At 71.9% G+C, this 14650-nt stretch carries 15 protein-coding genes; 4 read left to right on the top strand and 11 right to left on the bottom strand.

Annotation, left to right across the window (positions count from 1 at the left end; genetic code table 11):
- The 3 genes from FAF44_RS45895 to FAF44_RS45885 form a co-directional block, all read right to left on the bottom strand.
- The coding region (locus FAF44_RS45895; RefSeq protein ID WP_237109752.1) for a serine/threonine-protein kinase at positions 1-2168 on the bottom strand (2168 nt) is incomplete at its 3' end.
- Positions 2169-2265: 97 nt separating this feature from the next.
- On the bottom strand, positions 2266-2820 hold the full coding sequence (locus tag FAF44_RS45890) for a GNAT family N-acetyltransferase (protein ID WP_237109750.1): 555 nt from the start codon (positions 2818-2820) through the stop codon (positions 2266-2268).
- 12 nt (positions 2821-2832) lie between these two features.
- A complete protein-coding gene (locus FAF44_RS45885) occupies positions 2833-3342 on the bottom strand; it encodes a shikimate kinase (protein WP_237109749.1) in 510 nt (169 codons plus the stop codon).
- A 38-nt stretch (positions 3343-3380) separates the two neighbouring features.
- Here FAF44_RS45885 and FAF44_RS45880 point away from each other — a divergent pair, with 38 nt between their 5' ends.
- Together FAF44_RS45880 and FAF44_RS56175 are read left to right on the top strand one after the other, a co-directional pair.
- Positions 3381-3662: a hypothetical protein gene (locus tag FAF44_RS45880; protein ID WP_237109748.1), complete on the top strand. Its 282-nt coding sequence runs from the start codon at positions 3381-3383 to the stop codon at positions 3660-3662.
- A gap of 14 nt (positions 3663-3676) precedes the next feature.
- Positions 3677-4834 (top strand): ChaB family protein, encoded by a 1158-nt coding sequence (locus FAF44_RS56175; protein WP_308193507.1) that lies wholly within the window; start codon positions 3677-3679, stop codon positions 4832-4834.
- A gap of 141 nt (positions 4835-4975) precedes the next feature.
- Here FAF44_RS56175 and FAF44_RS45870 read toward each other — a convergent pair whose 3' ends face one another.
- The 3 genes from FAF44_RS45870 to FAF44_RS45860 all read right to left on the bottom strand — a co-directional run bounded on the left by FAF44_RS45870 (position 4976) and on the right by FAF44_RS45860 (position 8315).
- On the bottom strand, positions 4976-6802 hold the full coding sequence (locus FAF44_RS45870; RefSeq protein ID WP_237109747.1) for a transketolase: 1827 nt from the start codon (positions 6800-6802) through the stop codon (positions 4976-4978).
- A 234-nt stretch (positions 6803-7036) separates the two neighbouring features.
- Positions 7037-8050, bottom strand: coding sequence for an SDR family oxidoreductase (locus FAF44_RS45865; RefSeq protein WP_272895940.1), 1014 nt, complete (start codon positions 8048-8050; stop codon positions 7037-7039).
- A gap of 7 nt (positions 8051-8057) precedes the next feature.
- Positions 8058-8315 (bottom strand): hypothetical protein, encoded by a 258-nt coding sequence (locus FAF44_RS45860; RefSeq protein WP_237109746.1) that lies wholly within the window; start codon positions 8313-8315, stop codon positions 8058-8060.
- Positions 8316-8489: 174 nt separating this feature from the next.
- Between FAF44_RS45860 and FAF44_RS45855 the strand changes: the two genes are divergently transcribed.
- Both FAF44_RS45855 and FAF44_RS45850 read left to right on the top strand, forming a co-directional pair.
- Positions 8490-8738 (top strand): BON domain-containing protein, encoded by a 249-nt coding sequence (locus FAF44_RS45855; RefSeq protein WP_237109745.1) that lies wholly within the window; start codon positions 8490-8492, stop codon positions 8736-8738.
- Positions 8731-9477 (top strand): metallophosphoesterase, encoded by a 747-nt coding sequence (locus tag FAF44_RS45850; protein ID WP_237109744.1) that lies wholly within the window; start codon positions 8731-8733, stop codon positions 9475-9477. The genes FAF44_RS45855 and FAF44_RS45850 overlap by 8 nt, the downstream gene beginning before the upstream one ends.
- Before the next feature lie 36 nt (positions 9478-9513).
- Here FAF44_RS45850 and FAF44_RS45845 read toward each other — a convergent pair whose 3' ends face one another.
- The 5 genes from FAF44_RS45845 to FAF44_RS45825 form a co-directional block, all read right to left on the bottom strand.
- Positions 9514-10365: a hypothetical protein gene (locus tag FAF44_RS45845; protein ID WP_237109743.1), complete on the bottom strand. Its 852-nt coding sequence runs from the start codon at positions 10363-10365 to the stop codon at positions 9514-9516.
- Positions 10340-11095, bottom strand: a complete 756-nt coding sequence (locus tag FAF44_RS45840; protein WP_237109742.1) for a hypothetical protein — start codon at positions 11093-11095, stop codon at positions 10340-10342. The genes FAF44_RS45845 and FAF44_RS45840 overlap by 26 nt, the downstream gene beginning before the upstream one ends.
- Before the next feature lie 235 nt (positions 11096-11330).
- On the bottom strand, positions 11331-12761 hold the full coding sequence (locus FAF44_RS45835) for a PP2C family protein-serine/threonine phosphatase (RefSeq protein WP_237109741.1): 1431 nt from the start codon (positions 12759-12761) through the stop codon (positions 11331-11333).
- Between the two features lie 502 nt (positions 12762-13263).
- Entirely contained in the window at positions 13264-13413 is a 150-nt protein-coding gene (locus tag FAF44_RS45830) for a GPGG-motif small membrane protein (protein ID WP_165959640.1), read from the bottom strand.
- A 120-nt stretch (positions 13414-13533) separates the two neighbouring features.
- Positions 13534-14650: FAD-dependent monooxygenase (locus FAF44_RS45825; protein ID WP_237109740.1), on the bottom strand; the 1117-nt coding region annotated here is incomplete at its 5' end.

Genomic DNA, 14650 nt, shown 5'->3' with positions numbered 1-14650 from the left:
GGGATGGGGAGCGCGAGCACGCCCGGGTCGCCGGCTGTCGGCGCCGGGCTGCCCGCCGCGTCGCCGGGCGTGCCGGAATCCTGCCCGACGGCCGCGCCGGGCGGCTCCCCTGACCCCGTACGGGGCCGCGCGCCCACCAGGGTGACCCCGTCGCGCCCCGCCACCGCCAGCGTGCGCCCGTCGGGGCTGAAGGCCAACGCCGGGGCCGCGGAGTCGGCGCCGGTGAGCGGCTCGACCTCGATCACCGCCGTACGCACCCGGCGCGGCGCCAGGTCCCACACCTCCACCCGGCCGTTCAGCCGCGACAGGGCCGCCCGGGTGCCGTCGGGGGAGAGCGCGACCTTCCGGTCCGTCACGTCGAACAGCACCTGCCCGCCCCGGTAGACGCGCGTGCGGTTGCCCTTGCTGATCGCGTACACGGCGGCGTCCGGCGCTCGCCCGGTGGCCACGTCGAAGGGACGGCCGTCGGCTCCCTCGGCGTACCGGCCGTCCTCGCTCAGCGCGGCGCTCCCGGCGGGCAGCGCGTACGACGCCACCCGCCGCCCGCCGGCCACGTCCCAGACGGACAGCGCGCCGGTGTCCCACCGGACCAGCTCGTCGCCGCGCAGCAGGTAGCGCACGCGGGCGTCGGCCCCGGGGTCGGTGAACACGGCCAGCTCCGGCTGCACCAGCGACTCCTGCAGCGCCGCCCGCGCCTCGAAGACCGGCGACAGCCGCCAGGCGGCCACGCTCAGCCGCATCGCCGTGCGCGGGTCGGACGTGCGCAGCGCCTCGGCCCTGGCGGCCACGGCGCGGGCGTCGGCCTCGACGAGGCGCCGACGCAGGTCGTTCTGGCCGTGCACGGAGACGACGGTCATCGTCACCGCCACCGCGAGCACCGCGGCGATCGTCGCCAGCAAGGGCACCAGCAGCTTCCTGCGCTGCTTGGACATGGTCACGCTGTCGTTGACGAAGTCGCGTTCGAGCTGGTTGAGCCGTACGTGGCGGCGTTTCGTCGCGGCCCAGCCGAGCGCCGTGTCGAGCTCCGGCCCGCGCAGCAGGTGACCGCGCCCGCGCCGGTGCTCCGACCAGTGCCTGGCGGCCTCGCGGATGCGGCGGTGCACCGCCATGCCGTCGCGCTCGTCGGCCACCCAGCCGCGCAGCCGGGGCCAGGCCCGGTAGAGCGCGGCGCTGGCCGGGACCACCCGGTCGTCGCTGACGGCCACCAGCTTGCCCACGGTGGTCTCGACGGCCGGCACGCGTACGCTGCGGCGCACCAGCAGGCCGGCCTCCATGAGCGGACGCAGCACGTCGCCCTCGTCGTGCGGGGTGTCGCCGTCGAGCAGGCGCAGCAGCAGGCCGGGCACCTCCTGCTGCTGGGCGGGGGTGAGTGCGGCGTAGACCTCCTCGGCCAGTTCGCCCAGCGACCGCGCCGGCGCGTACGAGGGCGGCGGTCGCAGCTCGCCGCCGCACTCCACCGGCAGTTCGGCCGCCGCGGGCCGGTCGGCGGGGTCCTTGGCCAGCGCCCGCCCCACCGGCTCGCGCAGCGGGACGGGCAGGTGGCTCAGGTCGGGATCGACGGTCAGCAGCCGGTGCATGACGCCGCCGAGGCTCTCCCCGTGGAACGGGTCGCGCCCGGTCGCCGCGAACAGCACCACCGCGCCCCAGGCGAACACGTCCGCCGCCGCGCCGGCCTCCTGGCCGGTGAGGACCTCGGGCGCCTGGTAGGTGTACGTGCCCGCCGGCGGCCCGGCGGCGGGCACGCCCAGCTCGATCACCTTGGGGCCGTCGCCGGCCAGCAGCACGCTCTCCGGGTTCAGCCCCCGGTGGGTCAGCCCGGCCTCGTGCAGTGCCCGCAGCGCCTGCGCCAGCGCGCCCGCCAGCGCGACCAGCTCGTCACCCTCGTACGGCCCGCGCAGCTCGACGGCCTGGCGCAGGTCGGGACCGTGCACGTACTCGGTGACCACGAAGGGGATGCCCGCGTCGGACCCGACGGCGACCACCTCCGCCAGATGGCGGCAGGTCACCCGCTCGTAGCGGCGGCCGACCTCTCCGCGCGGCACCGTGACCGCGAACCTGTGCCCCTCGTCGTCATACGCGTCGTAGACGACGCCCCGCCCGCCCGCGCCGAGCCTGGCCGACAGCCAATAGCCGCCAAGCCTCTCGGGGTCACCGGGCACCAAGCGCATCGTCACTGATGCTTAGATGCACGACACCGCCCATTGGTTGTCCGGAAGGACGTCACAGGTCCCCCGCGCGCCTCGGGGGACCCATGCGTCATGATCATTATGCCAGGCTCCGGGATCTGGCCTGCCACTCCGGCCGCAGGACGGCCATGAGCACGGCGTCGTGCCATTCGCCGTCCCACCGGAGTGAATCGCGCTCGACGCCCTCCTCGACGAAGCCGAGCTTCTTGTAGACGTGCCGTGCGCGCTCGTTGAACGTGTAGACGCCCAGCCTGATCCGGTGCAGCGGGGTGGCGGTGAACGCGTGGGCGAGGACCAGCTCGATGGCCTCGGTGCCGTAACCCCTGCCGAAGGCGCGGGCGCCGATCAGCGCGATGCGCAGGTTGCAGGAGAGGTTGGCGGCGTCGAGCTGGTTGAGCACGATCTCGCCGACGTACTCGTCGTCCGCCATGATCGCCAGGTCGAGCCGGTCGGAGTGGTCGGCCCGGGTGGCGTACCACTGGTGCAGGTGCTCGTGGGACACCTCGCCGTGCGAGCCCGTCAGCCGTTTCACCTCCGGGTCGGAGACCAGCTCGAACAGACCCTCGACCTGCTCGGGGCCGACCGGGCACAGCGTCACGCGGGTGCCCTTCAACGTGGGTTTCTCGGCGAACATCCCTTTTGGCTATCAGTCGTGGTCGGCGACGGGCAATCCCATTTTCCGCAGCACCGTGTCGCGCACCTGCTCGGGGGTGAGCACGCCGACGTCGCACACCACGTCGGACACGTCGTGGAAGAACGCCTCGCGGCGGGCCCGCATGGCCGCCGGGTCGTAGTCGGGACGGTGCTTGCTGGTGCGCATGCGCTCGGCCAGCACCTCGTCGTCGGCGTCCACCCAGACCACGAACGCCGCGCGCATCGCGGCGCGCACCTGGGGGTTCTCCAGGGTGCTGGCCGCGGCGGCGACCACCTTGGGTTCGCCCGCCAGTTCCGCCAGCACGTGCTCGGCCTCGTACCGGTGCAGCGTCTCCTTGCCCTCGCGGGCGGCGATCGGCGCGGAGGTGGCTCCGTGCCGTTCCAGGAGGTACTGGTCGCTGTCGGAGAACGGCAACCCGAGCGCCTCGGCGACCAGGCGGCCGGAGGTCGTCTTGCCCGAGCCCATGAGCCCGATCATCACGACTGGTTTGTTTTTCGACATGTGGATAGAGGTTCCTTCGTGTCAAGGAGGTAAATCTGATGACAATCGCCGGAAGCATCATCCTCATCATGCTCGGTGCGATCCTCACCTGGGCCGTCGAGTTGGACCTCGCCGGCCTCGACATCAACGTAGTGGGCGTCATCCTCATGCTCGGCGGCCTGGTCGGGCTCCTGTTCGGCATATACCGGATCAGCGTCACCCGGCGCGCGGTCGGCACGATCGGCGAGCCGGCGCATCGGCGCGAGATCCACGAGGGGCCCGAAGCTCGTAGGACCACCGTGTACGAGGAGCGTCACCACTACAACGAACCACCGCTGTAGGAAGGTGAATCGACATGCCAGCTGTTGAAGTGCTGCCGTCGACCATCAAGCGTTCGCCCAAGAGGGCGCAGAACATGTGGATCAAGGCCCACGACTCCGCCGTCAAGGAGTACGGCGAGGGGCGGCGCGCTCACATGACCGCGTTCGCCGCGCTCAAGAACTCCTTCGAGAAGGTCGGCGACCACTGGGAGCCGAAGAACGGCAAGGCCCCTTCCACCAAGCGCGCCACCGCCACCGGTCGCGCGATGGGGACCACGAAGCGGGCCACCACCACCGGCCGCTCGATCGGGACCACCGAGGGGGTGAACGCCAACGCCAGCAAGGAGCACCTGCAGAAGGTCGCCGCGAAGCTCGACGTGGTCGGCCGGTCCAAGATGACCAAGCTGGAACTGGTGAGCGCCATCAGGAAGGCCAGCCGGAAGGCCACGGCGCCGTCGCGCCCCAGCACCAAGGCCGGCACCGGCACCAAGACCGGCATGAAGTCCGGGACGAAGGCCGGCATGAAGCCCGGCATGAAGTCCGGGACCACCACGACCAGGACGAAGACCGGCACCCGCGCCGCCTCGGCGACGAAGTCGGGCACGAGGACGACCGCCAAGATGGCGTCCGGGGCCAAGAAGACGTCCACGGCCAAGAAGGCGTCGATGCCCAAGAAGGCGTCCACGCCCAAGAAGACGTCCGGTTCCAGGACGACTGCGGCCAGGTCGGCTGCTGCCCGGTCGACCGGGACCAGGTCGACCGGGACCAGGTCGACCGGGACCAGGTCGACCGGGACCAGGTCGACCACGGCCAGGACGTCCGGTTCGAGGACCTCAGGGCTCAGGTCGTCCGGTTCCAGGACGACCACGCTCAGGGCGTCCGGTTCCAGGACGTCGGCTCTCAGGTCCGGTTCGAGGAGCACCGGGCTCAAGGCGACCGGTTCCAGGACGTCGGCGCTCAAGGCGTCCACGCCCAAGAAGAAGTCGGTTGCCAAGGCGACTGCCAAACCGGGGCTCAAGACGACTTCCAAGATTTCGAAGATTTCGAAGACTGCCAAGCCTGCCAAGGCTTCGAAGTCGCTGAAGTCGTCGAAGTCGTCGAAGCTCTCCAACAAGGCGATCAAGGCATCGAAGATGCACAAGTCGTCCAAATCGTCCAAGTCGTCCAAGGGTTCCAAAGCGAAATCCCGCTGACCCGACGGGCCGCGCCACCGGAACCGGTGGCCGGCACCCGGCCGACATCCATAAAGAAGAACCGACCAGGGGGCCGCCGATCGCCACGATCGCCGGCCCTCACTCATGCCGCCAGGCGCGGCCCCCGCCCGCGGGAGCCGCTCAGAGGAGCCGTTTGACGGCGTCGGCGATGGCGTGACGGTCGATGCGGGCGTCGGCGAGCTGCTCCTCCGGCGTCGCGGAGCCCGGCAGATCGGTCACGGCCAGCTTCACCACCCGGGGGCCCAGCTCGCTCACCGCGTCCATCACGGCGTCGCCCAGGCCGCCCTCGATCCGGTGGTCCTCGACCGTGATCAGGTTGCCGGTGGTGGTCGCCGCCTCGACCAGCGCCGCAGTGTCCACGGGCTTGATGGAGTACAGGTCGATCACCCCCACGGGGACGCCCTGCTCCTTGAGCTGGTCGGCCGCCGCCAGCGCCTCGTGCACGGTGACGCCCGCGGCCACGATCGTGGCCCGGTCGCCGGGCGTGTGCCGCAGCACCCGCGACCCGCCCACCGGAAAGCGCTCGCCCGGCGGGTAGATGACCGGCGTGTCGCCCCGGGTGGTCCGCAGGTACGACACGCCGTCCAGGTCCGCCATCTCGGCGGTCAGCGCCGCCGTCTGGTTGGCGTCGCACGGGTACAGGACGGTGCTGCCGTGCACGGTCCGCATCATGGCCAGGTCCTCCAGGCCCATCTGGGAGGGCCCGTCCTCGCCGATCGCCACGCCCGCGTGCGAGCCGACCAGCCGGATGTCCGCCCGGCTCACGCCCGCCATCCTGATGAAGTCGTGCGCCCTGGTCAGGAACGCCGCGAACGTGGCCGCGTACGGCTTCCAGCCCCGCACCTGCAGCCCGACGGCCGCCGCGACGAGCTGCTGCTCGGCGATGTACATCTCGAAGAAGCGTTCGGGATGCTCCTTGCCGAACTCCTCGGTCCTGGTGGAGTCGGCCACCTCGCCGTCCAGCGCCACCACGTCGCCGCGCGCGGAGCCGAGCGCCGCCAGCGCCGCCCCGTACGCGGTCCGCGTCGCGACCCGCTCGCCCACCCGGTACGCGGGCGGCTTCGCCCCGTTGCCCGCGAACCGGAACGGCGCGGCGTCCGCGTCGGGCCTGCTTACCTCGATGCGTACGTCCCTGGGGCCGCCCAGCTCGTCCACGGCCTGGTCCGGGTGCTTCAGCGCCTTGCCGTGGGCGCCCTCGCGGTTCTCGACCTCGTGGACCCCCTCGCCCTTGCGGGTCTTGGCCAGGATCGCGGTCGGCCGCCGCCGCGTGTTGCGGGCGTCGCCGAGGGCGAAGTCGATCTGCCCGGGGTCGTGCCCGTCGATCTCGATGGTGTGCCACCCGAACGCCCCGAACCTGCGCGCGTACGCCCCCGTGTCCCAGCCGTGCCTGGTGGGGCCGCGCTGCCCGAGCCGGTTCACGTCCACGATCGCCGTGAGGTTGGCCAGCCCCTCGCTCCCGGCGTGCTCGGCGGCCTCCCAGATGGACCCCTCGGCCAGCTCGCTGTCGCCGCACAGCACCCACACCCGGTACGGCAGCCGCTCCAGCCGCCCGGCCATCGCCACCCCCACCCCCACGGGCAGGCCCTGCCCGAGTGAGCCGGTGGCCACGTCCACCCAGGGCAGCCGGGGCGTGGGATGCCCCTCCAGGCGGCTGCCGCGCTGCCGGAACGACAGCAGCTCCTCGTCGCTGAGCACACCGGCCGCCTTGTAGAGCGAGTAGAGCAGGGGAGAGGCGTGCCCCTTGGAGAAGATCAGATGGTCGTTGGCCGGGTTGCCGGGGTGCTCGAAGTCGTAGCGCAGGTGGCAGGCGAACAGCACGGCCATGAGGTCGGCCGCGGACATGGACGAGGTCGGGTGACCGGAGCCGGCCCGCGCGGCGGCGCGTACGGAGTCGACGCGCAACTGCGCCGCCAGCTCGGTCAGGTACTGGAGATCGCGTTCGGGCATCAGGGCCTCCCTCGAGATGGTTCAGCCCCGTCTACCCCGGCGCACGCGCTTAAGTCGGCGTCCGGCGAGCCGGACGCCGGCCTCGGCCGCTGGAGCCGGCGCTGTCCACGGCCGTGCGTTCGCCGGCCCGTCGCCACCCCGGAACGGCGGTGTTCAGGCGCGCCGGACGCGCAACACCGTTCAGGCGCGCCGGACGCGCAGCACTGTTCGGGCGCGCCGGACGCGCAGCACTGTTCAGGCGCGCCGGACGCGCAACACGGCGGCCGTCGCCGCGGCGGCGGCTCCGCCCGCCAGCGTGAGCAGCACCGGACGCCGGTGCTGCGCGAGCCAGAGCTGCGGGCTGTGCCCGTGCGAGCGCGCGTCGAACGGCCCGTGCGCCCCGTAGTCGGTCTCGGAGTCGGCGGGCTCCCACAGGTTCGCCACCCCGGTGGGCGCCTTGTCGTCCGTCTGCTGGGAGCGCGCGCCCGTGCGGGCGACGTACCGGTCCACCAGGGCCGGGGCCACGCGCTGGGCGAGCAGGGCGGCGACGGTGCTGGTGCCGACCCAGTACTCCTTGCGCTCGGGGTGCTCGGCGGCGTACACGATCGCGCGGGCGGCCACCTCCGGCTGGTAGATCGGCGGGACGGGCTGCGGATGCCGGCGCAGCTTGGACAGCACCCAGTCGAACTGCGGGGTGTTGACCGCCGGGAGCTGGACGAGGGTGAGGTGGATGTCGCTCTGCTCGGCCAGCAGCTCCGTGCGCACCGACTCCGTGAAGCCCTTGATGGCGTGCTTGGCCCCGCAGTAGGCGGACTGCAGCGGGATGCCGCGCTGCGACAGCGCCGAACCCGTCTGGACGATGGTGCCGGCGCCGCGCGGGCGCATCAGGTCGAGGGCGACCTTCGTGCCCCAGACGTAGCCCAGGTAGGTCACCGCGGTGGTGCGCTCGTACTCCTCCGGCGAGATATCAACAAATTTGGCGAAAACTGTGGAAAAAGCGGTGTTTATCCATACGGAGATCGGGCCCACCTCCCGCTCGATGCGGTCGGCCGCCGCCCGTACCTGGGCGTAGTCGGACACGTCGGCCTCGTACACCTGGCCCGTGCCGCCCTCGACCCCGACGTCCACGGCCGCCGCCCCGAGGCCCGCCGCGCCCCGGGCGATCAACGCCACCATGGCCCCCCGCGCGCCCAGCTCACGGGCGACCGCGCGGCCGACGCCGCCGCTCGCGCCCGTCACCACGACAACCTGTCCCCGAAGCGACGTCATGACGCGATCAGCCCGCCTCTCCGTCTCCACGCCGCCTTTGCCTCCGTACGGCCAGCGCCATGTCGATCGCCGTGACGATGGCCAGCACGATGGCGATGCCCGTCAGAACCGGCGCCCCCGTGAGGAGGCCCAGCACCGCGAACGCGAACAGGAACATCAGGATGAACGACCCCACCCTGACGTGCACCACGTCGCGCGGTGTGGCGGGCACCATGGCATGACCTCTCTGGTCCCGTTCCTCGTGCCACTTCCCGTTGTCAGACATGCCGTTCACCTGCCCGTACGGTTTGCCGCCTAACGCCGGGGGAAGCTCCGCCGCGCGCCGGAGGGAAGATCACCGTGTCGGCGGAGCCGGGGCGCCGGAAGCGGCGATTGAGGTAATTCGTACCGTTTGAGCGGTTCATGTCTGGGCATGCGGCGACAAAGAAGGAGGCGAGCGATGGAAGCTCCGCAGTACGTCGCGGCCCGTGTCCAGCAGGCGCTGGCCGAGGACGGACGCACCCACGAGCTCGGAATTCGCGTCGACATCAGAGGCGACCAGCTCTTCCTGCGCGGCCAGGTGAGCGACGCCGAGCAGCGCCGGCGGCTCGGCGAGGTGGCGCACGAGGCCGCGCCCGAGCTCCACGTCCACAACGAGATCAAAGTCGTCGAGGCGACCGCGCCAGGGGAGGATGAGCACCTTGACTGACCTGCGGATAGCCGCCGTCGGCGACATCCACCTCAGCACGGACGACAGAGGCCGGTACCGGAGCAAACTCGACGGCATCGAGAACCGCGCGGACGTGTTCATGCTGGCCGGAGATCTCACCAGACACGGCACGCTGGAGGAGGGCCGCGCGGTCGCCGACGAGCTGCGCGGCCTGCCGATCCCCGTCGTCGCGGTGCTCGGCAACCACGACTACCACTCCGACCTGCAGTACGAGATCGCCAGCGAACTGCGTGACGCCGGGGTCGTCGTGCTCAACGACGACGGCGTCGTCGTCCAGTGCGGCGACAAGAAGCTCGGCGTCGTCGGCGGAAAGGGCTTCGGCGGCGGGTACGCGGGCAAGTGCGCCAGCGAGTTCGGCGAGCGCGAGATCAAGAACTTCGTCTCCCACACGCGCTTCATCGCCGAGTCCTGGAAGGTGGCGCTGAAGGAGATCGTGGCCGACCACCGCGTGGTGCTGTCCCACTACTCGCCGATCAAGGAGACGCTGGAGGGCGAGCCGCACGAGATCTACCCCTTCCTCGGCAGCTACCTGCTGGCCGAGGCGGTGGACACGGCCGGCGCCGACCTCATCCTCCACGGGCACGCGCACAAGGGCACCGAGAAGGGGATGACACCCGGCGGCATCCGGGTACGCAACGTGGCGCTGCCCGTACTCGGCAGGGCGTACGCCGTGTACTGCCTCGACTGGCCCGAAGAACTCGGGATCCACCCCGCCTAGCGCGGCCGGTCGCCTCCGGCCCCGTGCCGGGGCACGTCAGCCGGCCGGGTCGTCGAGGGTCGTGAGACGCAGCCGCCAGTCCTCGCCGTCAAGATGTTCCTCCCAGGCGACCGTCGGACGCCCAGCCCGATCGAGGGCCATCGCGAGCGGGCCGCCCCTCCCCTCCACCCGTGCGATCGGGGTGCGGTCGCAGACCTGGCCGCCGCAGATCGCCAGCACCAGAGCACGCCGCCCTTCGTCATAGGCCGCCAGGACGATCCGGCCGGACTCGTCCACGAGCAGCCGTGGCGAACGGGGAACCGCCGGTCTCCGCGAGCGGAAGCCCTCGTCCAGAACCAGTGTGGCGACGCTGGGGGAGCGCAGGCCGGCGCCCAGGCCCATCGCGTCGAGGCGGTCGCACCGCCAGGTTCGGCACCGCAGCAGGCGCAGGTCGCCCGTGCCGCCCTGGTAGGCGATGACCGGACGGCCGTCAGGAGGCACGGCGACGGCGACAGCGCCCACCGCGACGGCGTCGTCGCCGATGAAGTCCGCGGGCAGCGGGTGGCCGGTCAGCTTCGGCCGGAGGCAGCCGGCGGTGTCGCAGACGAGCACGCGCAGCGTCGCGGAGGCGGGTTCGAGCCAGGCCACGACGGGACGATCCGGCGGGGCGACGGCCACGGCCAGCCTGCCCTGAACATCGGAACCGGTCCTGTGGTACGGCAGCCGCGCCGCCGGCGACACGGTCCGGGGCCGCGCACACCGCCAGTCGTCACACGACGTCAGCGACAGCTCGGTGACGCTGTCCTCGTCGCGATTGCGCACGGTGCCGGTGCCCGGGTCGTCCTTCCGCACGGCGGTGGCGATCAGGACGCCGCCGCCGGCGTCACCGGCCAGCGCGAGATCCTGCACCGCGCCCGTCGTCGCGCTCCGGGCGATCGGCCCGGGCGACGGCGTGCACGGCTCTCCCGGCACGCAGCGGATCAGGTGCAGCGTGGCCTCGGCCCCGTCCTGCCGGCCCGCGTGCACGACGCTGCCGTCCGGCAGGGTCGTGGCGGAGAGCGGGGTGCCGGTGAACGGGTAAGGGCGCACCCAGTCGAGCGACGGACTGGCGCAGGTCGTGTCCGCGCAGGTCAGCGTAGTTCCGCCGATACCGTGCCGGCCCTGTCCGTAGCCGCAGCGCGATCGTCACCACGGCGGCCACGGTGGCGACCACGATCCAGCGCCGGCCGGTCCACTGGGCGGCGACGGCCGACAGCGCCACGACCAGCGCGTGCGGCAGCAGGCGAAGCGCGACGAGCGCCGCCAGGCCCGGCAACGCTCCCGAGCGTCGCACGGCCTCGCGGATAGCCGCCGCGACCCGGCCGTCGAACCGCCCTGCCGAGAGGTACAGGCCGGAGACCAGCGCGAGCGCACCCGCCGCCGCGGCCAGTGCCACGACGGCCACCGACCAGACGACGTACGACGCCGGCGGCCGTCCCACGGCCACGCTGAGCTGACCGTTGACGAGCACGGCCGCGTCTCCCGCGGCCGGCGGCAACGTGAGGCGGGCGGCCAGCACGACGGGAACGAGCAGGAACACCGGGGGCGCGAACAGCCGCGACCAGCGCATGAGCAGGGTCATCGACCGGGTGTCACCCATCGGCTGGGACGCCCGCTCGCGGCGGGGCCGGAAAGGCGGTCTGCCGTGTCGTCATCAGTGAGTCCTCAGCCCGTCGTGTCGCCCGGCGGAGAAAGGCTCGGCGGTGTGTGCGGGCGCGCTGCCGGTGCGGCCACGCCGACCAGGCCGGTTCGTCAAGCCGGACGGTACATACGGCGCTGCCGACGTGTCACCGTGTTCCATTCAGGAGCGGAACACCCAGGTCACGGCCCCTTGTCTAGAGCACCCGGGCGGCGATCATGCACACGTCGTCCTCGGCCGCCTTGCCGACCAGCCGCCTCAGGACGCAGGCGATCATCTCCTCCGGGTCCTCGCCGACGCAGAACCGCGCGGCCTGGATCAGCGCGTTCAGGCCGATGTCCAGGTCCTGCCCGCGCCGCTCGATGACCCCGTCGGTGTAGAGCAGCACCACGTCGCCGGGCTGGAGCTGGGTGGTCGTCATCCGGTACTCGGTCGCGTCGAACGCCCCGAGCATCATCCCCTGCGGGCACTCCATCAGCTCGACCTGGCCGTCCCTGACCAGCAAGGGGGCGGGGTGGCCGGCGTTCGTCCAGCGGAAGGTGCGGTCCTCCGGGTCGAAGTGGCCGATGACGGCGGTGCCGGTCACGGTGACGCCCTCGTTGGAGTGCACGATGAGGTCGTTCAGCCAGGTGGCGAGCTGACTGGCGGGCGCCTGCGTGTAGGCCAGGCCGGCCAGCCCCGAGCGCATCTGCAACATGATGCCGGCGGCGGTCAGCCCGTGCCCCATCGCGTCGCCGATGGCGAGCAGCACCCTGCCGTCGGGGATGAGCCGGGCCTTGAACCAGTCGCCGCCCAGGCGGACGAGCTCCTCGCCGGGCAGGTAGCGCACGCCGACGGTCATCCCCGGCAGGTGGACGAGGCCCCGGCGGACCGGCAGGATCGTGTTCTGGAGCTGGACGGCGACCCGGTGCTCCTCCTCGGCCCGCTCGCGCTGCAGGTGCGCCTGCTCGTACGCGACGGCCAGGGTGCGTTCCCTGCGCCGGTTCCTCGTCACGTCCTGGGCCAGGAAACGCACCTTGACCGGCACGCCGTCGGTGTCGAGCTGCGGCTCGCTGAACACGGACAGATGCCGCACCCCGTGCCGGTGCTGGATCCGGTACTCGGTCTCGACCGCCTCCCGGTGCTCCAGCAGCGAGCGCATCTGGTCCTCGACGATCGGCAGGTCCTCCGGCACCACCACGGACGGCAGGTCCTCCAGCGGCAGCGGCCCCTCCTCGCGGTCGCGGCCGAACATCTCGAACATCTGGGGCGTCCACAGCGTGCGCTCCGTGTCCAGGTTCCACTCGCCCCAGCCCAGTTCGGCCAGCCGCTGGGCGCGTTCCCAGCCGGCGACGAGCAGCTCGGCGGCGTCCAGGGGACGCCAGCTCACCAGCAGCCCGTCACCCACCTTGGCCGCCCGCACGCTCAGCGTGGCCGGCCAGCGCAGGTAGTCCAGCACCTCGACGAACTCCAGCGGCTCCCGGTGAATGGGCTCGCCGCTCTCGTAGACGTCGATGTAGTCGTCGAGCAGCCCCGAACTCGCCACCCCGGGGCTGACCGACATGAGCCGCCGTCCCGCCATGTCGGCGGCGGTGCTCCCGGCCAGCGTCTCGGCGTGCCGGTCGGTGGCGAGGATGAGGAAGTCCACGACCCGGCCCGTGGGATCCCGGACGGGGGTGAGGTAGAGCGCCGAGGCGTTGCACCGCCTCCAGCATGCCGGGCACCCACACGGGCACGTCGAGCGGCGTTCTGGGCTCGTCAGGGGGACGTTCCACACCCCTGGCCACCTCCACCAGCCCCAGCCCGCTCTGCTGCGCCATCCTGGCGAGCTGCTCGGCGGCCTCGCCGGGGCGGATGTTCAGTTTGGTCGCCAGCCGGGCGGTGGCCTCGTCGAGGATGGCCTCGTCACGCATGTGGAGGCGCAGCCGAAGGAGCAGTTCCCGGACCCGTGCCGAAGTGGCGCCCGTCTCGTAGCGGCCGAACGGCGGGAATTTACTGCTCACACGCTCCTCATGCCCTGCGGGCACGGAATAAGGAGTCACACCGACGATATTTCAGCAAAAACGGAGGAACCGCTGGACCGTTCTCGGGGATCGGTCCAGCGGTGATCGGTGGTCAGGGGACGTCCGGGTGATTGCGAATATCGCCCGCTAGACATTGAAGATGCTGACCCCGCCCGGCCCGACCAGGAAGCCGAGCACGATGAGGACGATCCCCCAGAGCAGGTCGCGCCGCGCCAGGATCACGTAGATCCCGGAGATGACGAGAATGACCGCGATGATCCAGAGCAAAGTAGCCATGGGTTTCGACTGCCCTCAGGAAGCTCCGCATAACGTGGACCGGCGAACAGGGAAAATCCAACACCGTCTTCGGACATTTCTTGGTCTGCGAAGAACGCGCTCCGTGGAGCCGAGGCTCTTTCACCCCACCTGCCGGTGGTTCAACGCTCGGCCGGCGGCCGGTGGGCGCCAGCCCAGCATCTCGTCCATCGACCGCAACATCAGGTCCGGGCTGAGCCGGGCGGCGGCCGACAGGCCGAGGTCGCGCAGGCGCACCGCCAGCGGGTTGCGCAGCTTGGTCATGCGGCACAGCGTCCACGACCGCCGTACGATCTTCGCGGTCCGGTCCATGCGCGCCGCGCTGTAGGCGGTCAGGCGCCCGGCCAGGTCGCCGGTCGGCTCGGGGCCGACCAGGTGGGCCAGCACCACGGCGTCCTCGATGGCCTGGCAGGCTCCCTGCCCCAGGTTGGGCGTCATCGCGTGGGCCGCGTCGCCGACCAGGGCGACCTTGCCACGGTGGAAGGCGGGAAGCGGTTCGGCGTGGTGGTAGACGTCGTTGCGGATGATGTGCGCGGGGTCGGCCGCGCGGAGCACGTCCGGGATCGGGTCGTGCCAGTCGCCGAACCTGCGCAGCAGTTCCGCCCGTTCGTCCGCGTACACCGTCCCGGCGGGCAGCACGTCGGTGGCGTAGACGTAGACGACGTCGCCGGCCAGCAGGTGGATGCCGAACACGGTGCCCCGGCCCCAGCTCTCGGAGCGCGGGATCGTCAGTTCGCCGCGCGGGATGAGGCCGCGCCAGGCCGTCACGCCCGAGTACACGGGGCCCGGGTGCCCGGGGAAGAGGGCGCGCCTGGTGAGCGAGTGGATGCCGTCGGCCCCCACGACGAGGTCGGCTTCCAGGTCGCCGGAGCCGGTCCGGACGAGGCCCGTGCCGGCGTCCACCTCGGAGACGGATGTGCCCAGGCGCAGGTGCTCCCGTCCGAGCGCGTCCAGGAGCACCTCCATCAGGGTGGCTCGCAACGTGATCACCACGGAGTCGCCGTACTTGGCGTCCGCGACGTCCTCCGTGGTGTGGGTCAGCCACCTGCCGTCGGCCCGGCGCAGCCCGAGCGGCCCCTCCGCGGTGGCCAAGTCGCGGATCCGGTCACCGACGCCGAGGACGTCGAGCGCCTTGAGCGCGTTGGCCGCGATCGCCAGCCCCGCGCCGACGGGCTCGATCTCGGGGGCGCGCTCCAGCACGATCACGTCCCACCCGCCC

The sequence above is a fragment of the Nonomuraea sp. MG754425 genome (assembly GCF_021699195.1).
Taxonomy (GTDB): Bacteria; Actinomycetota; Actinomycetes; order Streptosporangiales; family Streptosporangiaceae; genus Nonomuraea.
This window is presented reverse-complemented; position numbering and strand designations above follow the sequence as displayed.